Consider the following 24,638-nt stretch of genomic DNA (forward strand, 5'->3'; position numbering starts at 1 on the left):
TTCGTATCTATAACGGGAGATAGATAATACTTTTCAATGAGGCATATATATGGAAAATATCTAATCAAGATTCATGGATTTAAGTAAAAAATATTGAATAAACTTGCCCGAATCTAAGCTTAATCCTTCAATATCACTTGCCCCTATAATTAAAAATAAATATTGCGGGCCTATGCGCCCGTTATTGGGATAGACTTTAAATACTGGGAGCTGAACGAAGACTCTACCGAGAGTTCTATATACTCAACTTCCTTGAGGATTTTTTCGAGCTTATCACGCTCAAAAAGAGATTTCAGAGCTATTTTTGCTCCTCCCACTGCAGTCTCTCCGGCGAAGACGATGTTCTTTCTGTCTATACCGGGAATTATACCAAGTGTAATCGCATTCTCAATATTGACATGTGTCCCGAAGGAGCCCGCAAGGTATACCTTGTCAACATTCATGGGGTCAATTCCATACTTTTCATGAAGGATTTTCCAGCCCGACCGGATGGAGCCCTTTGCAAGAAGGAATTCATTGATGTCCTTTTCCGTGATTGTGATGTCCTTGCCGTTTTCGGTGTATTTGCCTTCGGCGATTATGTACTCGGGAGATTTTTCACCCTCTTTAATTCTGGGGTTACTCTTGTCTTTGAACTTGCCCGTTCTCGTTATAATTCCCGCATTGTACATACAGGCGACAAGGTCGATAATGCCGCTACCGCAGATGCCTTTGGGCTTTGCATTGTCTATTGTCGTAAAGGTGACGTCATTTTCTTCAATCTTCACGCTCTCGATTGCACCGCTTACGGCCTTCATCCCCGAGCTTATATGTGCTCCTTCAAAAGAGGGCCCCGAAGGCGTTGAACAGGCCATAATGCCCTTTGAATTTCCAAGTAGGATCTCAGTATTGGTCCCTATATCGATTACAAGACTTACCTCGTCCGTTTCGTAAATCTTTGTGATAAGAAGGTTTGCAACAGCATCAGAGCCGATAAACCCGCCTATAAGGGGAACAGCGGTGATAAACCCTTCTTCGTTGATATTTACACCGAGCTCCTTAGCCTGGAAGCTGATAAGGTTTCCTACAGCCGGAATGAAAGGTGCGACACCTATGTATTTCGGTGTAATCCCAAGAAAAAGATGATGCATAACTGAATTTCCAACGAAAACAAGCTCGTAAATGTTTTCATGCAGGACACCGCCGTTCTTACATACAGTGTCAATCAGCGAGTTTATCGTATCGATGACAAGCCTCTGGAGTTTTTTCAGGTTTTCAGGCTCCTTTGAGGCATAAGTTATCCTTGAAACGATATCCTCTCCAAACATAACCTGGGGGTTTTCGGAATTCGCACGTTCAACGGTCTCGCCTGTAATGAGGTTTACAAGATGGCATATGACCTTGGATGAGCCGATATCAACGGCTATCCCGAAAATTTTATCGCAAGTGTCCCCTTTTTCAAGAGATATTATCCTGTTTTTACATATTGCCGCGGTTACGTTCCAGTCGGACTTTCTTAAAAGCTCAGGAAGTTTTTCAAGAATTTTCAGTGAAACTTCAGTCTTCGACGAACATGAGAGTTTGCCGCAAAGCCTGTCGTAATCTGTCCTTATATCTTCAAAAGTGGTTTTTTTAAGGACTGAATTAATTTTTTTTACTGACGAGTCGGGCTCTATATATTCGTCAAGCCCGGCTGATGAGATTTCCCTCTTACCCGTACGGCTTTCGGGCGGAATATATACAGTAGCTTTGCCTTCATCAATTTTTGCCTGGCATGCAAGCCTGTACCCTTCTTCAATCTCTTTTTCTGAAAGGTGTTTTTTCTCCTTTTCAGTTGGCCCGTTTATAGTGCCGTATAACTTTACTATCTGTACCTTGCACTTCCCGCAGATACCGACTCCCCCACACTCTCCTCGCAGAGCGACATTTCCCAAAAGCGCAAAGTCAAGCAGAGTCCGGGGGGACCCGGATACTGTTTTCCCGTCAGGTTCGAATGTTATTGTGACACTTTTTTTTTAGCAGTCATTTTCATCAGATATCTAATGATAATGATTCTTTCATTCTATAAGCATATTTATATGACGAATCGATTGTGAAGACCGCAGGGAACACGTTGCCGCAGTTCTCGATAGGTCCGTAAAGGACGTAGTCGGCTCCGGCTGTGACAGGCAGGAGGTTTGCGGTGAGATCGGCTGCTTTAACTCCCTCTTTTCCGAGCATTCCCTTAAGACCTTTCCACGTCGAGACTGCATTGTGTGCAGCAGTTCCGCACGGAAGACCTTTGTGGTTCTTTATTTCGATTGTCGCCTTTGATGAAGGTGTCAGGCACGGGACGTCCATAACAAAAGTATCGACAAGTATCTTGTCCACTCCTGCATCAAGCATCTTCGGCATAAGCTCTTCAACCTTCTTTTCACGGGCACTGCTCCTCATGAGATCTTTCGTGTATGTCAGAAGAATTCCGGCATCGATGTCGCACTCCTTTAAAGCAGTAAGCTCGTTTTCCTTTGTTTCTATAGAAACGGAATTGTAGATGACACGCTTTTCAAGGCCTACTTCCTTTGCATGCTTTATTGCAGCAATCTTTACGTCGGCACTTGCCGAGTCGACAAAGAACGGCTTGTCGTTAAGATCAGCGATAAAGTCCACGTACTTGATGATTGCATTCGGGTTCGAGCCGATGATATCTACGACAGGAGCGTTTTTAGTGATATCTCCAAGCTCTTCCTGCTTTTTGACGAGGCCTTCGGCGGCATCCTTGTCAAATATTCCCGCCTTCTCGTCTGAAACTATCTTATGCCTCTGGTAGAACATACTTCCCACAAGCATTGTAGGAACTTCACCGGGCTGTCCTCCGACTTTAACGCCGGCGATCTCGTATATCTTTTGATCTGCTTTGAATCGGAACATTATCTATGCACCTCATTGATAAAGAACAATGCCTTCCAGGTCTGATTTCAAAGGGGATCTGGGGCATGTACAATTGATAACATAACCTGCCATACGATAAATAACTTAGCAAAACGGCAGATTTTGCCTTTTGATGATTTTAAAAAGATTAGCTGAATAAAGAAGAATCTTTCTTTCCGGGCAGGTTTCTCCCTTTAAAATTATTATACAGGGATAATGCTCCCAGTTTGACACCGTCCTGGAGGACAAACATTACAAGCACATAAACCCACACGAATGCCGCCCAGAACCACCCTACAGGTGTCATGAAGACACCGTAGACTGCAATAAGTGTTGCCAGAAACTGCGTGCCAAAAACTGCTGCGAAAAGAATGGACGAAGGTCTGATGGACCAGAACGGACCACGTGTCCTTGCGGCGAAAACCGTCAGGTGACCGCCTGCCGAGAGGTTGAGGTACACAATCGTCCTTATAAAGTCCTGGTCAAGTCCGAAGACGCTTTCCCCTATAAAAAATATCCCAAGCGATCTTATTACTGCGAAGAATCCGATTGCTGTCGCAATTCCTATTACAAACCGCATATTCCACGATTCCGGTGTATCAGACATCTTTACATTGTCGTATGCGATCGAGAGTATGGCTCCGTCATTGAGGATTGCAAGAAGGACTATCATGATGGCGGTTACGGGATAAAAGTTGAACAGGAGAATTACCGCGGTCAGAAAGATTAAAAGAGCAAAAGTCTCGGCAATCCTGTAAATTGTATAATTCAGCATCCGCTGGAATATTTTTCTGCTCTCCTTTACGGCGTCAATTATAACTGAAAGGCCGGTTGTCATCAGGACGATATCGGCAGCAGCCCTTGCCGCATCAGTTGCGCCTGCAACAGCTATTCCCGCATCGGCCTTTTTCAGGGCAGGAGCGTCGTTTACGCCGTCTCCGGTCATCCCGACGATATGCCCGCGTTTTTGAAGGACGTCTACGATGTGGTATTTGTGCTCGGGAAATACCTGGGCGAAGCAGTTCGTATTTTCTATCAGAGAGTCCATCTGTGCAGCTTCGTGGTATTTTGTCGTCTCAAAGACAGATGCATCCACAACCCCTGTGCCAAGACCCAGGAGCTGCCCGGTCTGCCTTGCAATAGCAGCCTGGTCGCCTGTGACCATCTTTACGTTTATGCCCATCTCCTTTGCGGACTTTACAGTCTCTGCGGAGTCCTCCCTTAAAGGATCAAAGAGGGGGATTATTCCAAGGTATTTCCATGTCTCCACATCACCTTCTCTTCTTGCAACGCCAAGAGACCTGTAGCCTTTTTTGGCAAAATCTTCAATGGCAGGGCTGATTACAGCGTTTAAATATTCTCCGCCACCGCACAGGGATAGAATGACCTGCGGCGCCCCCTTCGAAACCCTGAAGACCTCACCGGAAGGGGATTTGACGACAGCTTCGGAACGCTTTTTTACAGGATCAAAAGGCACGTAGTCCAGTATTTCATATGAAGAAAGAGCGAAATCTCCTCCCCCTTTGAGACTTTCAAAGACAGCAATGTCAATGGAATCATTGTCTTCAGCCCTTGAGGCAAGAGCTGCACAGAGAATTACGTCACCGGGATTTGTTTTGTCCAGGGTGAAAGGACTTCCTGCGGAAAGTTTGTTCTGCGTAAGCGTCCCGGTTTTATCGGAACATAGAACATCTATTCCTGCAAGTTCCTCTATTGCAGAAAGCCTTGTTACTATGGCCTTCTTCTTTGCAAGGGCAAAGGCTCCGATGGCCATTGTAACCGAAAGGACCGCAGGCATTGCAACGGGGACTGCTGCGACAGTCAGGACAAGGGCGAACTGGATTACCTCAAGGAAAGGGTCTCCACGGAATACAGCTGTTACAAGAATCAGCGCTGCCAGGACAAAGGCGACGACTATCAGGAAGTTTGCAATTTTGATGACCGCCGCCTTCAGGTGGCTTTTCGCCCCGGCTCCCTCCACAAGTTCGGCTGTTTTTCCATAGTATGTGGCTGCTCCTGTTTTGAATACAACTGCGTCGGTTTCACCGCTTTTTATTACTGATCCCGAGTATACAAGGTCACCTTTTTTCTTTTCAACAGGAAGGGACTCACCCGTGAGGGATGACTGGTCAACTTCAACCGGACTGTCGCCGAGAAGATAGGAGTCGGCAGGGACAATGTCTCCGATTCTGATTCGTATCATATCACCGGGGACTATTTCACGCGAAAAAACGACAGTCCATTTTCCGTCCCTTTTGACCTTCGCCTTTACCGAAAGCCTGCTTTTAAGAGCTTCGATGACATTTCCCGCCTGGTACTCCTCACGGAAGCCTACAAAGGCGTTCATCAGAAGAAGAGCAATTATCACAAAAAAATCTTCCCAGTGGCTGAGAATCGCCGACAATATTGCGGCAATTTCAATCATATAGGGTATAGGGCCCCTGAAATAGGATACGAACTTCAAAAATGCACTCTCTTTTTTTTCGGCTATTTCATTATACCCGTATTTTGAAATTCTCTCTTTTGCTTCGTCTGAATCAAGACCCCCGGGTCCGAATCCCAGATCTTTTTTAAGTGCCTCAAAGTCAGTTTTGCCGGCATCAGTCACAGGACTGCCCTTCATTTTTTCTGTATCCGATTTCACAAAGACCACCACGGGTTTAAGCCTGACTCAGTATGCCCGATTTATTGTGATACAGGTTTACATTGGGAAACTGTAGAATATATCTTTTATCCGCATATAAGCCCTCCAAAAAAAATATCCTAAACCATATTATAATTTTTTTACAGACAAAAAATACATGAATACTCTCATTAAAATAACATCATGAATAATATTTGTTATTAACTTTTTTGATAAATATAATATGATATGCAGCGATATGTTTATGATTGATATGCGGTTATGATAACTATGTTATGTCACCGTCTTCAGTAAAAACGGTACGTGACCTAATATTCTGGCAGTATGCAAAAGTATTGGCTAAATCTGCGGGATTGGAGGGGCAACGTGGATTTGAGATGAGCAGATTTTTTATGCTTCGCAGCGGAAAAATAATCTGGTCTTCCAACATTGATGAATGGCTGCATGAGCATGAAAAACCCGATGAATGCATATTATGCGGGGCAAAAATTGCGCTTAAGTCTGACTACATTTTTAACTTCAGTTCCCATGATTTATGTTGCGATGAAAACAGGGTCTGCATATGCGAAAGATGCAGCGGAAAAATGGCTCATAAAAAACTTTATGAGTGGAACTACAATGAACACGGCAACGGGATTCCACAGAGAGCCGAGGGCAGATACTTAAAGCTTTTATACGGTCTCCATGAACATGCCGGAACACTTGACGCAACTGAAAATGATCTTGGAAATATCCTGTGCCCGGAGTGTTCGCTTAAACGTCTCTGCGGCAATACCGGTAATACAGGAAAAATGACCGTCTTTTGCCTTGAAGGAATATTCAGCTGAAAAATTCCTGAGAATTTCAAGAATATCCTTTTTATCCTTAAGATATTTCATAAAGGCATTTTACAATTCATTGAAAGTTTCCCGGCAAAAAAGAGATAGTACTGAAAATTTCTCATTCACCTGACGGCTGTAACACCGGGAAATGCCAATTCACTTCACTCGCTTTCTCCTGCATGAACGACAGACTCTGAAATCCTTTCGATGTTTTCATCCTTTAGAACGTCGTTTTTGTCAAGAACAAATTCAGCAAAGACAGTTACGTGCTTTTCCGAGAGGGCGTCGGTAAGATATTTTGTCGTATCCTTTGCACTTCCCCCGCATGTAGCAAATATAACGGCCCTTTTTCCAGCGCAACCGGTTAAACCCTTTACCGCCGCGTTTATAGCAGGTGTGGGGCGGAATGCCCATACAGGCGTCCCTATAACGATGATGTCATAACCGGAAACTTCAATCGTTTCAGGCGTTATTTTATCAGCTTCACCTTTTCTTGCCCGGTATGTCCCGACAGTGTACGCGGTCAGCTTTGAATACGAATCAACGGGTTTTACTTCAATTAAATCCCCTTCCAAAGCCTTATTCACTTTTTCCGCAACACCCCTGGTAACTCCTGAAAAGGAGTGATATATTACTGCTGCTTTCATAATCTCTGATCTGTTCAACAGGTTAAAATATTATGCATCAAAGCGGAAAGCAAAAGAAAATTTTCCGGCAAAGATTATTATTCTGACAGATGAAGTAAACTGTTTAATCCTGAAAAGGGGGGGAACAAAATTACAGAAAATTCCGGTGAAAAAAAAGAAAATGATTCCGGGGCGAATAACCAGGAAGAACTGGTAGAAAAAATAAAAACTCTCAGTGAAACACTTGCAGAGGTCTCGAAAAATTCACAGACAAAACCTCTGGAAGGAAAAACAGATACGGACGATACTTCAGGCTACATTTCAGCGATTGTAGCATACCGTGCCCTGGACAAAATATCATCCGAAATTGCGAAAAAAATACACGAATCAGACGGTCTTCCCAAAGATTCAAAGATTCTCATAGTGGACGGCCTAAACTATGCCTCCGGCGACGCTTCCTTAATCGAAGTCACAGAAAAATTAGGGTTTCTGAAAGACCTGGTTGAGAAACAGGCAGAAATCAACGAAAAACTGCTTAATAGTCTAAAAAAACCAAAAAAAGAGGGTGTATTCACCGGTTTTGAAAAGGCCAGAATATCTGAAACAAAATTCATGACAGCAGGAATTGCGGGATTAGGGGCTGTAATGGGCATCATTCCCGCAATACCCGGACTCCTCGCAACGGCTTCCGACATCGCGGGGTATTTCAGGACCGACTACACAATCAAAGGCAAAGAAATTTCACTGGACAAAGAGGCGCTCATGTCATCGGTCGCAGGACACCTGGGGTCTTACGGCATGACTTCCTATATACAAAACTTCTATTCACTTTATGACTCCGTTAAAGGTTCACAGGTCCTGAAAAACTACACTGAAATCCAGAAGATGCTTATGGATTTGTCCGAAAAAAAGACAAAACTCGAGTATTACTCAGGGTCGGACGCGGAAAAAGAAAACTCCAAAACCAAAGGCAAAAAGGGGACCGAAGAGGATACGGGCAAAGACTCAGGCGAAGACCCGGCTCAGAAGACAATAAGGACTGCAATCAAAAATTCGGATACGATTATAAACGAGAGTAAAACAATAATTCAGGAAATTTCAGCCGCAGCAGATGCGGATAAAACTTCAAAGCTTATGAAAGCCCTTTTGAGGGAGAAGGAAGAGCTTTTTGGAATAACGCATATACTCTGCGTGAACGTCGCCCAAAGCGGCGGGGAAATCATCACAAAAAAGAAGCTTCTCGGGAGAACCGACAATATGGGCTGCACCGGCGGAGCTGCGGTCTCATACATTCTTGCAGAAAAGACAGGGAAGATAGTATCATCCGGTATCGTTTCCGCCATGTTCACCCTTGACTTCAGCCTTTCCGGAAGACCGGAGACAAAACTGCGGGAGATAAATCTCTGCTGAAAAAAAAGAGTTTACAGGAGGTCTTCTTCACTGAAGATAAAGACCTCCTCTATCGGGCAGTGAAATATCACCGCCAGTTTATGTGCCAGGAGAACGGAAGGGTTGTACTGCCCCTTTTCAAGCGAGATTATGGTCCTTGAGGAGACATCCGCCATCTCCGCGAGCTGTAGCTGTGTCATTGACCTCTCCGTCCGAAGCTCTCTGATGCGGTTGTCCATTCACATCCTCTTTTCGTAGTAGACTATTGAGCCGACGATAAGCAAAAAATCCATTAAAATAAGGAGTGCAAGTGAAATCGTGATATAAAGGTCAAGGTCCATCAGTGCCGAGGCGACTGCGAGAAAACTCAGGACATAAAGTGTAATATGAGACGCATTCCACCCGGCCTTCTCTCTTATGCGGACGTTTCTTTCATCGTTCTCCTCCCGCTGCGAAACTTTTATTGTTTCCGGTGTCTCTACCGCCTTAGTGACATATTTTCCAACGAGGTTTCCGATACCAAGAACCGCAAGAGCCGCACCGACACCGATTAGGACACCACCCGACTGGCTGCTTTCCGCAATCCCGGCTTTTGACAGAACCATAAGGGCGACACCGGTAACTGTTGCCGCAGTCCATGCCAAAATGGCATATCCAAATTTTTTGGAGTTCCTGGTATTTTTGAAGTTCCCGGAGTTTTCGGATTTTTTATTGTTATTGGTCACTTCAGCCTTTTCAGTGCTTTCAGCTTTTTCATTGCCGCTGCCACTGTCTTTGCCGTTTTCATTGCCAGTGTTCATCATCATAATTAATGTGAAGTTTATTTCATATGAAGTTTACTTCACATACTATTTTACCATTTATTTAATTATATCATTAATCTCAAAAATTACAAAATCATACAAATAAAAAAATCAAAAAGATAAGCATAAACTATCTTTTAGATATTGAAATGATTGCGGAGGATTGAAACTGGAATCCATTTCCCATGGATCAATAGGGGTGTCAAAAGTAACCATGTCATCAATACTTATTGCAAATCCATTATTTTTACCCTTGAAATAGGAAAAAAATTCATCCTCATTAATTCCTGAAAACTCCTGTAACTGACTCCAGAGATTTTTAGGATGATCCTCAATAATTTGCCCTACATGGAATTTTCCAACAATTTTTTTTACGGGAAAAGAAGAGTAGGTATACACTTCTCCAACAGTTTCTTTAAACCCTACTTTTCTAAACTCATATCTTTTTTTTCCAGAGATTATTTTTTCAACATACCTCGGTTTAATGGATAATAAAACGTTCATTGATTTCACCCAACTTGATTAACTTTTCATATTTTTGATGGGATATTTGAATAATTGACTGCGGGCATCCTGAAAGTATACCAGAATCCATTAAGCTATCAAATTTTATTTCCTTTATATAAAAATGATGTCTAAATATTATTATAGCCAATGGCTTTTTCATTTTTTGTATTTCTTCGGATGTATATACGCTTCTTTTTCCTATTTTTTTAGAAATTTCACCTATATCTGAAATATCATGATAAAAAAATTCCACGACACCCAACGATGTAATAGATTTTTTATCATGAGAACGGTAAAAGAAGATAATATCTCCAGAACTTATTTTTTTTATTTTACTACGAGTCAGATAAACTTTTTTTATAGTATTTCCCTCAATCGCAAATTCTCCAAAATGTTCATTTAAACTGGTCTGTCGACATTTATATCCACTAAACAACCTATCATGATAGATTGGGATAATTGGAATAATATATTTATTAAATTTCTTTTTATCACAAAAACTTGGAAAAAACATGGCAGATAATTTCTGAGGGTCTAATCCTGAAATATCACAATTCTCAGAAGTCAGATGTTTTAAGAAAACATCCTCTTTTTTCCCATTTTTCTCAATAATTCCTGCAGAATAAAAACCGTAATCATGAATCAAATCCACAAGTCGATCATTTTCTTCGGTAAAATGGGTTAGGTACATTTCAAAAATATCGTTTTTTAGTGCTTCATCTATTGCTACTCTAAGTAGCAGTTCCCCAATTTTATAACCAACGTGATCAACGATCAACGTTGAAATTTTTAGCCTTTTCTTTTTTGGAAGGGGTTTCAATGTTGGAATGAATTCATCTTCAATTTTACAGATTAGAAATAGCACCAAGACTTCCATCAGACCTTTCATGATAGTAGCATTTTCTGTTTTCTCTGGATTTTGCCTTAAACCATTCATCAAATCCCTGATATGATTTTCTAAGAGAATCAAAAATATGGTCCTGGATATTTATATTATACAGATAATCAGTTTTTAAAGCAGGTGGAGTATGTATCTTTAGTTTAGACGGGAGATAATTTTTAAAATAATCCAAAGCTTCAGAAATTAAAAATACTCTGTCTGAAATTCCGACTTTTTCTGCCTGTTTAAGCATTCCTTTATCTTCGGTAATTAAAAAATTCGCCGCATCTCTATAAATCGAATATAAAATTTCACGATCAATACGATCATGTGAATTTTTTGGACTACCAAACAATTTATTAAATTCTAAATCTACAGAGGAATCAGGAAAATTTTGAAGAAGGGAATAACTACGAATCTTTGAAATATTTACTTTTTTCCGAGTTAAATTAGCATCATTATTCAATTCAGATATAGAAAGCGGATGAACAATTAATTCTGATTTCAATTCATTCAGTAGTTGAAACAATTCCTGAAGATCTTTCTCAACAATACGATATTCTTCCCGATAAATGAAAATATTTGTATCCAATAAAATTCTCATGAAACAATCCCATGTGAATCTTATTAGAAATATAAAAGATATATTTTTCGAGATGTCTTTATTTGAAAGATCAATCAATATCTAAAATCCCAATTTTAAAATCAGGCAAAACTCACCGGTAAAGTTCTCTCTCTCCGACAACCCTCAGAACCTCTCTGGCGTCCTCCTCCTTCTGGGAGAAAGGGTGCTCTCTTAGAAATCCCGTAAGTTTTTCGAAAGACTCTCCTGAAATTGCCTCAGAAAGTCTTGCATCCTTCAAAACCCGCCTGTAAGTCCTGTTCGGGTAGTATATTTCAGATGCGGCATCAATGAGGACGTCACGCTCAAAACCCGTGATAATGCCAAAACGGACCGCCCTTTCAAAGTTAATCCTCATATCGACAAGTGCATCCGAAACGGCCTCGTTTGTAAACGGGTCGCATGAAAGTGCGACCTCGTCGTCGGACTCTATGACCCCGTCACGGTACATCTCAAAAATCCTTCCTACACCCACCATCCCGAAAGCCTCAAGCTCGCAGGCACGGAGTGCACCCATCGAAGATGCACCGTACACGGAAATCTTTGACTTTAAGACCGCCATAATCTCCCGGTGACCGACAGAACAGTCCTGGAAGAAAAGACCGTCGATAATACAGACGGCCCTCGGTCTTTTTTCTATAGCCTCCGCCAGGTCTCCCCTTCTTACCGGCGGACGGTATTCCGCGACTGAAGGCGGAAGAATCCTCTCAGCCTTGTCTTTTGGAAGACTTGGCCCCAGATAAACGATTACGTCTCGCATTTCTGCACCTCTCTCCTGCACGCTCGTTGTCGATGGCAAACGTCTCAAGCCCCGGTACGACCACACGCACTACCTTAATGTCGGCATCGACAATACTCAAATCACTGACAATAATCCTTTGTGTCCCGCATTCCTGAAGTCTCTCTGATATATAGCTGATGTCGTCCAGGAAATCGCCGGAGACAAAACCTTTCATCTCCGAAAAGTCCTTTGATTCGGACTTCTCAAACCACTTTCTGTTCAGCCGCTTCGTCCTGTCATAACCTATTTTTTTCCTGAAGTCAGCTTCTGTAGTATCCTCCCTTGCACCATGGATCTGCGTTGCACGGGACTGTGCGACCTCGGTTATGGCCCTGACTGCGGCTATTTCAGGAGACAGATGCGTCCCCATCCCTATGCACAGGAGGGAGGGGTCCTTTAGCCTGACATCGTCTGCAACCGCCGCAACCGTAGGAATACCGTTGTCAGAAGTAATGTCCCTGAGGATTAAGCCGACGCCGTTGTCCTCAAATAAACTTACAATCCTACTTAACTCCGGGCTTTTTATGTCTTCAAGAACCGGACCTGCAAAACCCGAGGCCTCGACAAGAGACCATGCGTCCCTTTCGACCACCTCGCAGAGACCGTGAAGACAGGCCTCCTCAAAAGTGTTCCCCGAAGCAATCCCGTTCGTGCTCGTCCTGAAAAAACGTATGTTCCCGTGCGGAACAGGGTGAAAAACGGCATGGGCCGGGACAAGGACGTCCTCATCGTTTATTATGTCGTACCCCGGATACCACGGAATTTTCGAATCGGGGTCAACTCCTTTCGGAAGAATAAGGTCTTTTGGGTTCACGGCATCTTTTTCTCCGAGTGAGCTGAACCTTTCGCAGACAAGCTTTCGCCCGTTTATCTCCGCCGAGTACCTTTCTATTCCCTCCATGACCGCCGAAACACGTGCGGCGGCTTCGGTCATGCCCTTGCCGTTGTAGACCGATATAGCACCGTCGGCAGCACCAGGCCTGATGCATGAAAAAACAGGGATATTGAGCCTGTCGAGACCGGTTATATCGGCTATCCTTGTAATACCGCACTTTTTCGCGACCGGAAGGACAACTTCGAGGGTCTCTTCAGGGCTCCTTGACCTCTGGCTTTCGCCGGTATAGCTTTTTTTGCAGCCCGAAAGCCTTATGCATGCCAGTGCTCTTTCCCTCCCTTCGAGATGTCCTTCTTCCAGATAGGGACGTAGCGCTTAATCTCGTCTATAATATAGCGGCACCCGTCAAAGGCCTCCTCCCTGTGTGCAGCACCTGCAACAATCACAAGAATATTCTCCCCTATCTTTAGGAGACCGTTTCTGTGGACAATATCAACCGAAGTCAGGGAATACTTTTCTTCCGCTTCCCCCGCGATGTTTTTAAGGTCCTCAAGTGCGACCTCGTCGAAAGACTCAAAGTCAATAGCTTCAATCCCGTCGTCCCTTACTGTCCCGACGAATACCACAAATCCGCCGGTTTCCGGCTTTTTTGCATCGCCGATTAGTCTGCCTATATCAATATCATCCTTTGTTATCGCAATAATACCCATTTTATCCTCCTGAAACCGGCGGGTAAAGTATTATTTCATCGCCGTCCTTCAGTAAAGTCTCTCCCGCCTTATCACCAGACACCCTTTTTTTGTTGTACATAAGAAGGACTGTATCCAGAAGTTCTCCGTCATCACCGAACAGGACCGTATACCCGCCTTCTGTTTCTGCACAAAGTTTTGACACCGCGTCCTTTATACTGGGTTCACCCTCAAGGAAGACCTTCCTTTCCGCCCCAAAAGTCTCCTTAAACCTTGCAAAAATCCTGAATGTTACATTGATCATATATGCCTTCTCCCAAAAGTCATTCCCGAGCACACAGGGCAGTTTTCGTCTCTTTCAAAAGGGATAATATCGGCAGACGAGCATCTCCCGTCCCATACAAAAAGCTTTCCGGCAAGTCCGGCTTCAAGTCCCGCAAGAACCCTTATCGCCTCGTTGGCCTGCACGGAACCGATGACTCCTGCCGTCGGGCCCGCTATTGGAAACTTCTCCTTTGGAGGACTGTCCGGAAACATGCACTCAAAGCACGGCGTCTCTCCGGGGATTATCGTTGTTGCCTGACCGTCCCAGCCGTTTACCGCCCCGTGAACCATAGGTATTTCAAGATTTAAAGCCGCCCTGTTCAGGGCCCGCCTCGCATCAAAATTATCCAGGCAGTCCGCAATGAGACTGCAGCCCTCTTCTCTGCAGATATCCGTTATATTATCATCAGACAGGGGCTTATCAACTGTTACTACCTCAACCGAGCCGTTTATCCTCTCAATAGCCTTCCTGGCGGATTCAGTCTTCATCTCTCCTATAGCCGACTCGTCATGAATGAACTGGCGGTTCAAGTTTGAAAGCGAAACAAAATCATAGTCTGCGATTACTATTTTTTTTATTCCAGCAGCCGAAAGATAGACACAGACAGGACTTCCAAGCCCGCCGGCACCTGCAACGAGGACAGACGACTTAAAAAGTTTCTTTTGTGCCTCCTCTCCGAAGAGCATCACCTGCCTCTCGTATCTCTCGCTTATATCCATAAAAAGACCCTTCTTATTCTTCTCTGCAGATTAATATTTATATCCTGTTTTTACAGGACAGCAGAAATTTCCCGACTGACAGCATACTTATAAGACTATTTGTCAGGGAAAAACTGGTATATCAGTTATGCATATATATTCACAATTGTGATTAGATATAGGTTTTTAATATGAACACTCCCTGCCAGCAGGTAGTCTGGGAACTTCTTCCCGCTATCCGTGCATCAATAGTAACTGAACTTGTAAAAAGAGGCATCTCCCAGAAAAAAGCTGCCGAAATGCTTGACATCGCACCGTCGGCAGTCTCACAGTACGTTTCAGGGAAAAGGGGGTACAGGGTCGAATTCACCGGAGACGCCAAAAAGCTTATTATGAATCTTGCAGATGACATCATAGAAGAAAAGAACTGTAACCTCTCAAAAAGAATCTGCGAAATATGCACAGCTTCAAGGGGAGAGGAAAACGGATGCGCTGAAAACACTTGTACAAAGTCAGAATAAATCCCGGGAAATGTGCACAGGACAAATAAATTACATATAGGCGTCAAAGATAATTTTTTTAAAAAGTCACTTTGGCAGGTAATCCGCTTCCGGCAAAATAAAGCATAAAGCCTGAAAAAACATCTCACCCAGGTGCAGCTGTAAAAAAATAAAAACGACTATGAATGATATCTCCATCATATACCTGCTCTCAGGCGTAATAGGAACAGTTCTTATATTCTTAATACTGACAAGAGCCTCATCAAAAACATCAACACCCTTCGTGCTGCTCCTCTTTGCCGCTTCATACTATTCGATAACATACGGCATCGAGCTCTCGCTCACGTCTCCGGAACTCATACTGGCAATGATAAGGCTCGAGTATATAGGAATATCACTAGTCCCGCCCCTGTGGCTGTTATTCGTAATAAACTATACACGCAATGACAGAATTCTGACAGCTCCTCTCTATGCAGCGCTTTTCATTATTCCTGCAATAGTGATAGGTGTCACCCAGTCAAATCTTATAATTCCGCTCCTATATGAAAATGTCAGATTTTACGTTGCAGACACTGCACTACTTCTCTCATTTACACCCGGGCCTATATATCTTCTCAGCGTATCCTACCTGATTATAGCACTCATTTCGGGACTTGCAATGCTGTCCGGCTTTCTGGGCCGCACGCACGGAGTGATTAAAGAACAGGCTGAAATTCTGATATTAGCCGGATTAATACTGATTCTTTTCTTACTGCTCTATCTGTTCTGGATAAGACCTCTCTTCCACATAGATATAACCCCGCTTTCATACCTTTTCACTCTTCTTATAGTATTTATCGGCATGTACCATTACAGACTGTTCTCGCTTGTCCCGGTCGGATATGACATGGTGTTCCAGACTCTCCCGTCAGGACTTATAATATTCGACAACTCAGGCTACGTCATCGAAGCAAACGATATGGCAGGAAAAGCTCTTCATAACTGCGATATCAGGGAAAACCCCGGAAAAATTATTACTGAATACAGTCATGAATGGCCGCAGTTCAGTGAATTCATGCAGGAAATGCTTGACAAAAAGATCAAAGAGACTGAAAATGACATCCCGTTTGTAAACGGCGAAACCCGAACGATATATCACGTACAGACAACCTTTTTAAAAGACAGGCACGGGAATACCGAAGGGACAATCGTTACCATCCGCGACGTGACATTCCAGAAAAAAGCCGAAGAAGAGATTAGAAAGAGTGAAGAGACCTTCAGGGAGTTTTTTGAAAAATCCCCGGTCTCATACGTTTCCCTTGATGAAGAAGGCAGAATTACCGGGGTAAATCCCGAATACATGGTTATGACCGGATACACCGAAGAGGAACTGCTAAACAAAAAATTTACGGAATTTCTTCCTGAAGACAAAAGCGGAAAAGCCCGGCAGACTTATTCCGGACTTTTAAAATCAGGTAAAATATCAATTGAATCTGAATTGACTACAAAAAACGGAACAAAAATCACCGTATATGTCACCGGAAGAGTTCAGAATGACATAAAAGGCGGCTACCTGAGAACTGACGCAGTAATCTTTGATATAACCGAGAGAAAAAAAATAGAAAAATCGCTTTATCAGGCAAACAAAAAGCTGAACCTTCTTTCAAGTATAACAAGGCATGATATCCTCAACCAGATAACTGTTCTCATGGGATACCTGGAAATCTCAAAAGAACATCTCGAAAGCCTTCCCCGGGCAGACGAAAAATCTGTCGATTATATCAGAAGAGAGACAGAAGCCACCCGAAATATATACGAGCACATAAAATTCACCGAAGACTACCAGGACATAGGAATAAAATCACCGGTATGGCAGAATGTAGGTGAATCGTTCAAAAATGCTCTCAAGAACGTTAATACCGGGACAATAAAGACAGAGGATAACACAGACAGCATATTTATATACGCTGATCCTCTTCTTGAGAAGGTGTTTTACAACCTTGCTGAAAATTCGGTAAAGTACGGTGAAAAAATAACAAAGATATCTCTGGATTACGAATTAAGAGACAAAGACCTCATCCTTAAGTACTCGGACGACGGGAAGGGCATCCCGGATGAAGAGAAGGAAAACGCATTCAACAGAAAGTTCTACAAAAACTCAGGTCTCGGGATGTTTCTGTCGCGTGAGATACTTGCGATAACCGATATTTCAATAAAAGAAACCGGAGTCTTCGGTGAAGGTGTCATATTTGAGATAACGGTTCCTTACAGCAGCTACAGGTTCGAAAAAGAGCAGTCATAAATCTAATTCACGGTGCATTTTATGGACGACAGTCTTCAAAAAAAGCTTGAAAACCTGAAAAATATTCTTAGTGAAATAAACTCGGTCCTTATATCCTACTCGGGAGGCGTTGACAGTACCCTTCTTGCAGTCATGGCAAAAGAGGTTCTCGACGACTCAATGGGATGTGCAATAATCAAAAGTCCCCTTATGCCTGAAGACGAATACAAAAGCGCTTTTTTACTTGCAGAAGATCTGGGCCTTCCGGTATCTGTCATTGAATCGGATATAATAAAAGACCCAAAATTTTCACAGAACAATAATAACCGCTGCTATATATGCAAAAAAAATGCCGTAAAACTGTTGAAAGCCGAAGCAGAAAGACTTGGATTATTATCTGTTGCCGACGGGACGAATTTTTCCGACACAAAAGTCTACAGGCCGGGATACATTGCAGGCTGCGAGGAGAACATAAAACACCCTCTTGCAGATGCAAAAATGACAAAAGACGACATAAGAAAGGCTGCCACCATATACGGACTTCCAAACAGCGGCAGGCCTTCGGCATCATGCCTTGCAACGAGAATACCCTACGGAAAAAAAATCTCTGAAAATAACCTTGAAAGAATAGAAAAGGCTGAAGATATCATCAAAAATTACGGTGTATCGGTCCTTAGGGTCAGGGAGTACTTCGAGTGCGCAAGAATTGAGACTGACCCTTCCGACTTCGGAACAGTCCTCAAAAACAGGGAAGAAATATCAGAAAAACTAAAACAGCTTGGATTCTTGTATGTAACGCTCGACATCGACGGGTTCGTCAGCGGAAGTATGGACAGGAAAAGCAACAGGGACCAAAAATAAGACAATAACAGAAAGCCCCCGCAGATATTTATATCTGTCCTGTAAACAATAACAAAAAGGTTACACAGAGGTGCTCATAATGAAAAGAAAGCTATTCATCGTTTTTTTTGCTTTAATCTGCACAGCATTTATATTATATCCTGCAAGTGCGGCATTAAACCAGATAAACAAAGGGGATACGGTTTTCCTCGGAGAACAGGGTCTGGTCCTTAACAGCGACGTATTTTACACTTCAGGAAACGAAACCGACACGCAGCTTGCGTATTATTCCTCAGGAAACCCTGCAACCGATTCACCGTCGTACACCATAACTCCTGACAAAAACAGCTTCATAGTATCACAGGCCGACTTCAGCGGAAGGGAAGGAATATGGTATTCATACCCTGACGGCGCAAAGAACGGGTATTCAGCTATTAACGTCGTATACCCCAACATTGCAATGAAAATTTATTCTTACCGCCCCGGAGGCGAAAGCTTTGACATCACAGGAGGAAAAATTGTTTCAGGCGAAATGCTTGATTTCAGGCTCGATTCAAACCTCTACCCGATATTTTCAAGGGACGGTGCCACCTCGTCTGACGGCGGAATAGACATAATAGTAGAGGACAAAGACGGTGCAACCTTTTCATCGCTTTACAACTGCCAGGGGACACCTGTATCCATAAAAGGTGTTCAGCCTGAAAACTCGGCATACTTCCTGCCTTCAGGGACTCTTACCTGCCTGTGGGACACCGGAAATTCACTTTATTCATCAGGCGAATATACAATCTGGGCTGAATGCGACGTAAACGGTATTCTGGACAACCTGGGAAGAATCACAGGAGCAACAGTTTCGTCTCCCGTCGGGACTGTGCAGGAAAGCGAGACCTTAGACACAGGAATTACACAGACACAAACGCCGACACCTACGCCAGTCGTAACGCCGGTGTCACAGATAACGCAGACACCAAAAAGAACACTAACAGCCACAAAAACTCCGACTACACAGGTGACAGAGACAACGCAGGCAAAAACACAGAGTCCTGCAGAGACGTCTGCGTCTCCGGAAACGACACAGTCACCTGCCGGAATAATTTCAGTTCTCTTTGCACTCGGACTGGCAGGAGTCTATTTATCATACAGAAAAGAGTAATTTCTCCTTTCATCCATACCTTTTTTTTCGTATGTTAAGTTCCAAAACCACCCCAGGACTATTAAGACAATCAGAACAAAATAGCGATAATAAAAGTATTGTCAGCCCTGAAAGCAAGATTAACTAAGAATAAATATTCAGAATATAATTCATGCAGAAAAAATGACTGAAATACCTGAAAAATTTCAGGAGCCGGATTATTGCCCCCCAAAATTTTCTCAGGGATATTGGAATTAGTCCTTTCTAATGTATCTAAAAGCTGCAACGGCTGAGATACCCGCAATTGCGGCAAATACAGAAACAGGCGAACTCTGGCTTCCGGTAGCCTCTGCCCCTGTTTCACTCTCTGTACCTGTCTGCGAAGTCTGGTTTGAAATCATGCTCTCTGCATAATTTTTGTTTGAAAGTGCACGTTCATCCTGCGGGCTTATCTCAAGAGCCTTTTCTGCGGCTTTGAGCTCCTCATCGTAACGTCCGAGACCGCCAAGAGCCGTTCCCTTATTCAGCCAGGCGCTGAGAAGCACCCCTGTGTCCGAAGGATTAAGGGATATCGCTTTTTCCGAGGCTTCAAGACCTTCTTCGTATCTTCCGAGCGCAATAAGAGCAGTAGCCTTGTTCACCCAGGCATATGCCTGGTCAGGACTCATTTCAATTGATTTGTCCGCTGCCTCCAGGGCCTCCTCGTAATCCCCGAGGGATATCAGGACTCCGGCCTTTGCGACATACGCCGCCGAGAAGTTTTTATAAAGGTCGGTCGCCTTATTGAGTTTTTCAAGCGAAGCCTGGTAGTCACCTTTGTCCGCAAGGTCCAGCCCCTCATTGTATGCCGTAACTGCCTCCTTAAGAGGTCCTGAAAGCGTTATGTTATCAGCCGATGCAAAAGCCGGTACTGCCATAAGGAGAATAACAAGAACTGCAAATAATATTTTTTTCATATAAATCCTTCCTGTTCTGGAATATACTCCAATAGATTTAGAGTTTTTGCCATTTCTTTTTTAGGGTCGGTTAAAAAAAGGATATAATAGAGTAAGGGGATTTTCCGGCCGGGATATCAGTGGAAGGGCTTTATATCTATGCCATATTTTTCTGCGTTTCTGTTTGCAATTTCCTGAATCTTTCCAATTTCCTCTGTCTTTGGGGAAGGTCTGAATAGGTGGCGGAACCTTTTCTGGCTTTTCAGGTAATCGTCTACAGGGACACGGCTGACTTTCTTTGCCTTTACTATCTCACCGTCGACCATCTCAAAATTCACCCACAGGCCGGAGTTTATAGCCATCCTCCCTATCTCGATGGTCTTGCAGCCGTCAAATCCCCAGCCTGTGCAGCACGGCGTGTGGACCTGCACATAGCACGGCCCAGGTGTGTTCAACGCACGCTGGACCTTGTCCATAAGGTCTTTGGGGGTTGAGACCGAGGTCGTCGCAACATACGGGCTTCCGTGAGCCGCAAGAATTGCAGGAAGGTCCTTTTTTGGCCTCTTGTTTCCGTTTGAAAGTTTTCCCGCAGGGCTTGTCGTTGTGCTTGCGTCATACGGCGTTGCACCTGACCTCTGGATTCCGGTATTCATGTAGGCCTCGTTATCGTAGCAGATGTACGTCACGTCATGACCGCGTTCAAACATTCCGCTGATGCAAAGCATCCCGATATCGAATGTGGCACCGTCACCTGCAATTACAACTACCTTTTCTTCACGGCCCTGCCGTTTCAGTGAAGCCTCGATTCCGGACGCAACGGCGGCGGAGTTCTGGAACAGGGAGTGTATCCACGGCGTCTTCCAGACAGTCTCGGGATAAGGTGTAGAAAACACCTCCATACAACCCGTAGATGCCACGACAATCGTATTTTCACCTGCAGCCTTTGTGATAAGCCTTCCTGCAAGTGCCGGCCCGCAACCTCCGCAGGCACGGTGACCGGACTCAAAATATTCACATGTATTTTCCGTCATTTACAGCAACTCCTCGCGAAGACCGAAGAAGCAGTCGTCTTTACCCTGGCGTGCCCATTCTGCAAGAGTCTTTACAACCTTCTTTCTTATGTCACGGCCCCCGAGACCTCCGACATAGGAGTGAACCGATGAACCCGAGCCGTAAACCGCGTCCTTTACCTCAAGTCCTACCGCACCGAGCATTCCTGAACCAAGGCTTATGTTCTTTTCGAGGACTGCAACATTTGAAACGCCTTTGAGCGCTTCTCTTACGTCCTCCTTGGGGAAGGGGCGGAATGCACGTATCTTTAAGAGACCGACCCTTTCGCCTGCATCCCTCATCTCGTCTACTGCATCCTTTACCGTACCGCACACAGAACCCATGGCAACTATTGCGGTATCCGCGTCATCAAGCCTGTAGCCTTCGACAAGACCGGAATAATCACGGCCGAACTTCTCAGAAAATTCTGCGCCGGCCTTTCTTATCACATCCTTTGCACGCTGCATCGCAGCGTTTATCTCGTACCTGAACTCCTCGTAGTATTCCGGAGTTGCATACATCCCGAAGGACATCGGTTTTTTTGCGTCAAGCCTCTGGTAGGGATTGAACGCCGGGAGGTATGCGTCAATCTCCTCCTGCGACGGAATGTCGACAGGCTCATATGTGTGCGAGAGTATAAACCCGTCAAAGCACACGAACGCCGGGAGAAGGATATTATGGTCTTCTGCGACCTTGTAGGCTATGAAATGAAGGTCGGTCGCCTCCTGTGCGTCCTCGGCGTAGAACTGCATCCAGCCCGAGTCGCGCAAAAATATCGAGTCCTGCTGGTCGTTCCAGATGTTGAGGGGCGCTCCGAGTGCACGGTTTGCGATTGTCATGATGACAGGCTGGCGCATTCCGGCGACGTTGAAAACAACTTCCGCCATAAATGCAAGGCCCTGCGAGGTTGTTGCCGAGTATACCCTCGAGCCTGCGGCAGACGCACCGAGACATGACGAAAGGGCTGAAAACTCACTTTCAACGCAGATATATTCACCGTCAAGGTCGCCGTCTGCCACCATCTCGGCCAGTCGTTCGACTATGTGCGTCTGCGGAGTTATAGGATAGGCTGACACCACCTGCGGCCTGCAGAGCCTTACAGCCTCTGCAACAGCGTGTGATCCTTCCATTATCTGAAGCATTATTTCTCCTCCTTAACCATTTTTATTGCATCCTTCGGGCATTCCTCCGCACACAGGCCGCAGCCCTTGCAGTAGTCGTAGTCGACCACCGGGTAGCCGTCTCTGTCCTCGTGTATACTCACTTCAGGACATACGAGCATGCAGTTGCCGCACTTTATGCAGCTTTCATTTTCGACAACAGGCTTGAAGACACGCCACGAGCCGGTCTTGTTCTCACGTGCCCTCCCGGGGGGTGCCGCACATCCGACGTTTAAAGACATCTTAAGCACTGCCTCCCTTCACACTGTTGTAAGCGGTTTCTGCCGCAAGAATGTTCTTTTCGGCAAGAGCCCCGGAAAACCTCTTTTTCAGTGCCTTCTTTATCGCTTCCATGCTTATCTCGCCGGTTGCCGCTGCAAACGCACCCATCAGGGTAGTGTTCTCGATTGGAAGACCAAGCACTTCAAGAGCTATTTTCGTCGCGTCTATTTTTACAAGTCTGACGCCGTCAGGGATATTTTTTATATCCTTTTCCGTATTTACAATGGCGATTCCGCCCGTCTTTAAGCCGCCGAACACGTCAACGTCCTTGACAAGGGTGCTGTCCTGGACGATTATATAATCCGGTTCGTATATCTGGCTTCGAAGCCTGATTTTCTTGTCGTCAAAACGGACGAAGGCCTGGACAGGAGCTCCTCTTCTTTCGACACCAAATGCCGGAAAAGCCTGGGAATAGACATTACCCAGGAATGCAGCCGTTGCTATTAGTTCAGCTGCAGTCACCGAGCCCTGACCGCCTCTTCCATGTATTCTTAGTTCTCTCAAAAAAATCCCCAATAAATTTAACATGATTATTTATTAAGAATTTTCGTTCCTGCAAAAAAAGGAATTTGTTATTGTAGTAAAAATCTGCTTTTTTCCCGGGTTAAACCTGAAAAAAAGACGATTTCACGTTTTTTAATACAGGATAAAAAGTTTTTTTAATATGACCGCGATGATTAAACAATGGATCTCAGTACAGAAAGATGCAATCCGGAGATTGACAGGGTTCCGCCGCTTACGAGAAAAGATATTCTGGAGTATCTCAAAAAAGTCCCGGGATGGTCAATAGGCGAAAACAAACTCAGGCGCACATATAATCTGGGAAATTTTGGTGAATGTGTCGTCTTTATCAAAGAGCTTGATGACCTGTGCAAGCGCGAGGGGCATTACCCTGACCTTTGTATAGAAAAAGGAAATTTTCTTGAGATTATATGGTATACCTACAAGTGCGGAGGAATAACAAGAAATGACTTCATTATGGCGTCAAAAATGAACCACAGCGACAGGTTCAGGGAATAGCCGAAATTTTAAAAAAAAGCTTTTACCCACAACTGAACCCTGACCGGACTGATCTTTTTTAGTTTGATATAGAATACCCTTTAACCGCCTCAAAAAGGAAAAACATGGCAAAAATAAAATAAACACCTATCTTCAGAATAGAAGATATCTAAAAAATATTCAATGGATTTCAGGTTTTCAAATCTGAAAGGCCAGGAGAATTCTGTTTCTTACTGTCTCAACCGGGTATGCCCCGGTAATCCTTTCACATAGTCTGCCGCCGGAAAAAAACAGAAGAGTGGGGATGGAACTTATCATAAAATGACTTGCAATACGCTGGTTTTCATCAGTGTTGCACTTTGCAAAAGCCACTTTCCCGCAGAATTCCCCCGAAAGTGCTTCAATAACCGGTTCCATCATCCTGCAGGGCCCGCACCACTCAGCCCACATGTCAACGACAGCATAAGTATTGTCTGATACAAAATCACCGAACGAAAAATCGTTCACCTCAAAAACACTCTGCCCTCCCGCCGAATCCTTTGAGAACAGTTCGTTTTTAATCTCCGGAATTCTTCTTTTTCTCAGCTCCGGTATTTCGTCGTCAAAATGGGATTCATCACCAGTTTTCCTGTTGTCTGCCATAAATATCAGTTGTAAATGTCATTTCTTAAAAATATGTGCAGAAAAACAGGCCTGAAGAAAAACGGCAAATCACATCACATTCTGACAAAAAGAAGACATTAAATGACGTAAATATCAAATGGAGTAAATTAAAGGACTAAAAGATGAAACAGGAGTATTAAAACGGCACATGTGACACTTAATTCAATATCACAAGTTATATACGGCAGAGGCTACAACCTAATATAGCACACCAAAAAGCGAGGTGGGGTAGTCAGGAAATCCCGACGGGCTCATAACCCGTAGACCGATGGTTCAAATCCATTCCTCGCTATGTTAGAAAAAGCTTT

Annotated in this window: 27 protein-coding genes and 1 tRNA gene; 8 read left to right on the forward strand and 20 right to left on the reverse strand. The window is 44.1% G+C overall.

The genetic code is table 11. From position 1 onward, the window contains the following. Positions 1-170: 170 nt before the first annotated feature. From J2128_RS10770 to J2128_RS10780, 3 genes are all read right to left on the reverse strand, one after another. Entirely contained in the window at positions 171-1,979 is a 1,809-nt protein-coding gene (locus J2128_RS10770) for an ASKHA domain-containing protein (protein ID WP_209691718.1), read from the reverse strand. A 31-nt stretch (positions 1,980-2,010) separates the two neighbouring features. After that, on the reverse strand, positions 2,011-2,889 hold the full coding sequence (locus J2128_RS10775) for a tetrahydromethanopterin S-methyltransferase subunit H (RefSeq protein WP_209691441.1): 879 nt from the start codon (positions 2,887-2,889) through the stop codon (positions 2,011-2,013). 148 nt (positions 2,890-3,037) lie between these two features. Further along, entirely contained in the window at positions 3,038-5,533 is a 2,496-nt protein-coding gene (locus tag J2128_RS10780) for a plasma-membrane proton-efflux P-type ATPase (RefSeq protein WP_209691442.1), read from the reverse strand. Between the two features lie 377 nt (positions 5,534-5,910). Between J2128_RS10780 and J2128_RS10785 the strand changes: the two genes are divergently transcribed. Further along, positions 5,911-6,360: an HNH endonuclease gene (locus tag J2128_RS10785; protein WP_245323677.1), complete on the forward strand. Its 450-nt coding sequence runs from the start codon at positions 5,911-5,913 to the stop codon at positions 6,358-6,360. Between the two features lie 155 nt (positions 6,361-6,515). Here J2128_RS10785 and J2128_RS10790 read toward each other — a convergent pair whose 3' ends face one another. Continuing rightward, positions 6,516-7,001: a flavodoxin gene (locus tag J2128_RS10790; protein WP_209691444.1), complete on the reverse strand. Its 486-nt coding sequence runs from the start codon at positions 6,999-7,001 to the stop codon at positions 6,516-6,518. A gap of 402 nt (positions 7,002-7,403) precedes the next feature. On the opposite strand from J2128_RS10790, the gene J2128_RS10795 reads away from it, so the two are divergent. Next, on the forward strand, positions 7,404-8,390 hold the full coding sequence (locus tag J2128_RS10795) for a hypothetical protein (RefSeq protein ID WP_209691445.1): 987 nt from the start codon (positions 7,404-7,406) through the stop codon (positions 8,388-8,390). 11 nt (positions 8,391-8,401) lie between these two features. Here the strand turns inward: J2128_RS10795 and J2128_RS10800 are convergent, their stop codons facing one another. From J2128_RS10800 to J2128_RS10845, 10 genes are all read right to left on the reverse strand, one after another. Next, entirely contained in the window at positions 8,402-8,608 is a 207-nt protein-coding gene (locus J2128_RS10800) for a helix-turn-helix transcriptional regulator (RefSeq protein WP_209691446.1), read from the reverse strand. Next, positions 8,609-9,175: a hypothetical protein gene (locus tag J2128_RS12775; RefSeq protein ID WP_245323680.1), complete on the reverse strand. Its 567-nt coding sequence runs from the start codon at positions 9,173-9,175 to the stop codon at positions 8,609-8,611. Between the two features lie 108 nt (positions 9,176-9,283). Then, positions 9,284-9,676 carry an ASCH domain-containing protein gene (locus tag J2128_RS10810; RefSeq protein ID WP_209691447.1) on the reverse strand — a complete coding sequence of 131 codons (393 nt, stop codon included), beginning with the start codon at positions 9,674-9,676 and terminating at the stop codon, positions 9,284-9,286. Beyond that, complete coding sequence (locus J2128_RS10815; protein WP_209691448.1) at positions 9,654-10,616, reverse strand: hypothetical protein; 963 nt, start codon at positions 10,614-10,616, stop codon at positions 9,654-9,656. Before J2128_RS10815 ends, J2128_RS10810 begins: the two co-directional genes overlap by 23 nt. Continuing rightward, the gene (locus J2128_RS10820) at positions 10,525-11,151 is read right to left on the reverse strand and encodes a hypothetical protein (protein ID WP_209691449.1); all 627 of its coding nucleotides are present in this window, start codon (positions 11,149-11,151) and stop codon (positions 10,525-10,527) included. Before J2128_RS10820 ends, J2128_RS10815 begins: the two co-directional genes overlap by 92 nt. A 124-nt stretch (positions 11,152-11,275) precedes the next feature. After that, complete coding sequence (locus tag J2128_RS10825; protein WP_209691450.1) at positions 11,276-11,941, reverse strand: TfuA-related McrA-glycine thioamidation protein; 666 nt, start codon at positions 11,939-11,941, stop codon at positions 11,276-11,278. Further along, a complete protein-coding gene (locus J2128_RS10830; RefSeq protein ID WP_348632408.1) occupies positions 11,889-13,157 on the reverse strand; it encodes a YcaO-related McrA-glycine thioamidation protein in 1,269 nt (422 codons plus the stop codon). Before J2128_RS10830 ends, J2128_RS10825 begins: the two co-directional genes overlap by 53 nt. Continuing rightward, positions 13,109-13,507, reverse strand: coding sequence for a molybdenum cofactor biosynthesis protein MoaE (locus J2128_RS10835; RefSeq protein ID WP_209691451.1), 399 nt, complete (start codon positions 13,505-13,507; stop codon positions 13,109-13,111). The genes J2128_RS10830 and J2128_RS10835 overlap by 49 nt, the downstream gene beginning before the upstream one ends. A gap of 1 nt (position 13,508) precedes the next feature. Then, positions 13,509-13,790, reverse strand: a complete 282-nt coding sequence (locus J2128_RS10840; RefSeq protein ID WP_209691452.1) for a MoaD/ThiS family protein — start codon at positions 13,788-13,790, stop codon at positions 13,509-13,511. Next, a complete protein-coding gene (locus J2128_RS10845) occupies positions 13,787-14,530 on the reverse strand; it encodes a HesA/MoeB/ThiF family protein (protein WP_209691453.1) in 744 nt (247 codons plus the stop codon). The genes J2128_RS10840 and J2128_RS10845 overlap by 4 nt, the downstream gene beginning before the upstream one ends. A gap of 170 nt (positions 14,531-14,700) precedes the next feature. Here J2128_RS10845 and J2128_RS10850 point away from each other — a divergent pair, with 170 nt between their 5' ends. The 4 genes from J2128_RS10850 (at position 14,701) to J2128_RS10865 (ending at position 19,262) form a co-directional block, all read left to right on the forward strand. Next, positions 14,701-15,030, forward strand: coding sequence for a transcriptional regulator (locus J2128_RS10850; RefSeq protein ID WP_209691454.1), 330 nt, complete (start codon positions 14,701-14,703; stop codon positions 15,028-15,030). Positions 15,031-15,190: 160 nt separating this feature from the next. Further along, positions 15,191-17,290 (forward strand): histidine kinase N-terminal 7TM domain-containing protein, encoded by a 2,100-nt coding sequence (locus tag J2128_RS10855; protein WP_209691455.1) that lies wholly within the window; start codon positions 15,191-15,193, stop codon positions 17,288-17,290. Between the two features lie 21 nt (positions 17,291-17,311). After that, positions 17,312-18,130, forward strand: coding sequence for an ATP-dependent sacrificial sulfur transferase LarE (larE, locus tag J2128_RS10860; RefSeq protein WP_209691456.1), 819 nt, complete (start codon positions 17,312-17,314; stop codon positions 18,128-18,130). Between the two features lie 79 nt (positions 18,131-18,209). After that, entirely contained in the window at positions 18,210-19,262 is a 1,053-nt protein-coding gene (locus J2128_RS10865; RefSeq protein ID WP_245323682.1) for a DUF3821 domain-containing protein, read from the forward strand. Between the two features lie 233 nt (positions 19,263-19,495). On the opposite strand, the gene J2128_RS10870 is transcribed toward J2128_RS10865, so the two are convergent. From J2128_RS10870 to J2128_RS10890, 5 genes are all read right to left on the reverse strand, one after another. Beyond that, entirely contained in the window at positions 19,496-20,197 is a 702-nt protein-coding gene (locus J2128_RS10870) for a tetratricopeptide repeat protein (RefSeq protein ID WP_209691457.1), read from the reverse strand. Positions 20,198-20,313: 116 nt separating this feature from the next. After that, positions 20,314-21,207, reverse strand: a complete 894-nt coding sequence (locus J2128_RS10875) for a thiamine pyrophosphate-dependent enzyme (protein WP_209691458.1) — start codon at positions 21,205-21,207, stop codon at positions 20,314-20,316. After that, positions 21,208-22,368, reverse strand: coding sequence for a pyruvate ferredoxin oxidoreductase (porA, locus tag J2128_RS10880; protein ID WP_209691459.1), 1,161 nt, complete (start codon positions 22,366-22,368; stop codon positions 21,208-21,210). After that, positions 22,368-22,628 (reverse strand): pyruvate synthase subunit PorD, encoded by a 261-nt coding sequence (gene porD, locus J2128_RS10885; RefSeq protein WP_209691460.1) that lies wholly within the window; start codon positions 22,626-22,628, stop codon positions 22,368-22,370. Before porD ends, porA begins: the two co-directional genes overlap by 1 nt. A 1-nt stretch (position 22,629) precedes the next feature. Beyond that, positions 22,630-23,172, reverse strand: coding sequence for a pyruvate ferredoxin oxidoreductase subunit gamma (locus J2128_RS10890; RefSeq protein WP_209691461.1), 543 nt, complete (start codon positions 23,170-23,172; stop codon positions 22,630-22,632). Positions 23,173-23,352: 180 nt separating this feature from the next. On the opposite strand from J2128_RS10890, the gene J2128_RS10895 reads away from it, so the two are divergent. Beyond that, positions 23,353-23,688, forward strand: coding sequence for a 4a-hydroxytetrahydrobiopterin dehydratase (locus J2128_RS10895; protein ID WP_209691462.1), 336 nt, complete (start codon positions 23,353-23,355; stop codon positions 23,686-23,688). 177 nt (positions 23,689-23,865) lie between these two features. Here the strand turns inward: J2128_RS10895 and trxA are convergent, their stop codons facing one another. Continuing rightward, positions 23,866-24,309: a thioredoxin gene (gene trxA / locus J2128_RS10900; protein ID WP_209691463.1), complete on the reverse strand. Its 444-nt coding sequence runs from the start codon at positions 24,307-24,309 to the stop codon at positions 23,866-23,868. A 238-nt stretch (positions 24,310-24,547) separates the two neighbouring features. On the opposite strand from trxA, the gene J2128_RS10905 reads away from it, so the two are divergent. Further along, positions 24,548-24,622, forward strand: a tRNA-Met gene (locus tag J2128_RS10905). Positions 24,623-24,638: the final 16 nt, after the last annotated feature.

Source organism: Methanomicrobium sp. W14 (genome assembly GCF_017875315.1).
Classification (GTDB): domain Archaea; phylum Halobacteriota; class Methanomicrobia; order Methanomicrobiales; family Methanomicrobiaceae; genus Methanomicrobium.

What these genes read in the sequence shown, in the direction of transcription:
- J2128_RS10800 (WP_209691446.1), bottom strand. Translation starts at nt 8,608, where the DNA reads ATGGACAACCGCATCAGAGAGCTTCGGACGGAGAGGTCAATGACACAG.
- J2128_RS10865 (WP_245323682.1), top strand. Translation starts at nt 18,210, where the DNA reads ATGAAAAGAAAGCTATTCATCGTTTTTTTTGCTTTAATCTGCACAGCA.
- J2128_RS10835 (WP_209691451.1), bottom strand. Translation starts at nt 13,507, where the DNA reads ATGGGTATTATTGCGATAACAAAGGATGATATTGATATAGGCAGACTA.
- J2128_RS10840 (WP_209691452.1), bottom strand. Translation starts at nt 13,790, where the DNA reads ATGATCAATGTAACATTCAGGATTTTTGCAAGGTTTAAGGAGACTTTT.
- J2128_RS12775 (WP_245323680.1), bottom strand. Translation starts at nt 9,175, where the DNA reads ATGATGATGAACACTGGCAATGAAAACGGCAAAGACAGTGGCAGCGGC.
- J2128_RS10810 (WP_209691447.1), bottom strand. Translation starts at nt 9,676, where the DNA reads ATGAACGTTTTATTATCCATTAAACCGAGGTATGTTGAAAAAATAATC.
- J2128_RS10790 (WP_209691444.1), bottom strand. Translation starts at nt 7,001, where the DNA reads ATGAAAGCAGCAGTAATATATCACTCCTTTTCAGGAGTTACCAGGGGT.
- J2128_RS10825 (WP_209691450.1), bottom strand. Translation starts at nt 11,941, where the DNA reads ATGCGAGACGTAATCGTTTATCTGGGGCCAAGTCTTCCAAAAGACAAG.
- J2128_RS10775 (WP_209691441.1), bottom strand. Translation starts at nt 2,889, where the DNA reads ATGTTCCGATTCAAAGCAGATCAAAAGATATACGAGATCGCCGGCGTT.
- porD (WP_209691460.1), bottom strand. Translation starts at nt 22,628, where the DNA reads ATGTCTTTAAACGTCGGATGTGCGGCACCCCCCGGGAGGGCACGTGAG.
- J2128_RS10895 (WP_209691462.1), top strand. Translation starts at nt 23,353, where the DNA reads ATGGATCTCAGTACAGAAAGATGCAATCCGGAGATTGACAGGGTTCCG.
- J2128_RS10815 (WP_209691448.1), bottom strand. Translation starts at nt 10,616, where the DNA reads ATGAATGGTTTAAGGCAAAATCCAGAGAAAACAGAAAATGCTACTATC.
- larE (WP_209691456.1), top strand. Translation starts at nt 17,312, where the DNA reads ATGGACGACAGTCTTCAAAAAAAGCTTGAAAACCTGAAAAATATTCTT.
- J2128_RS10875 (WP_209691458.1), bottom strand. Translation starts at nt 21,207, where the DNA reads ATGACGGAAAATACATGTGAATATTTTGAGTCCGGTCACCGTGCCTGC.
- J2128_RS10785 (WP_245323677.1), top strand. Translation starts at nt 5,911, where the DNA reads ATGAGCAGATTTTTTATGCTTCGCAGCGGAAAAATAATCTGGTCTTCC.
- trxA (WP_209691463.1), bottom strand. Translation starts at nt 24,309, where the DNA reads ATGGCAGACAACAGGAAAACTGGTGATGAATCCCATTTTGACGACGAA.
- porA (WP_209691459.1), bottom strand. Translation starts at nt 22,368, where the DNA reads ATGCTTCAGATAATGGAAGGATCACACGCTGTTGCAGAGGCTGTAAGG.
- J2128_RS10845 (WP_209691453.1), bottom strand. Translation starts at nt 14,530, where the DNA reads ATGGATATAAGCGAGAGATACGAGAGGCAGGTGATGCTCTTCGGAGAG.
- J2128_RS10855 (WP_209691455.1), top strand. Translation starts at nt 15,191, where the DNA reads ATGAATGATATCTCCATCATATACCTGCTCTCAGGCGTAATAGGAACA.
- J2128_RS10850 (WP_209691454.1), top strand. Translation starts at nt 14,701, where the DNA reads ATGAACACTCCCTGCCAGCAGGTAGTCTGGGAACTTCTTCCCGCTATC.
- J2128_RS10870 (WP_209691457.1), bottom strand. Translation starts at nt 20,197, where the DNA reads ATGAAAAAAATATTATTTGCAGTTCTTGTTATTCTCCTTATGGCAGTA.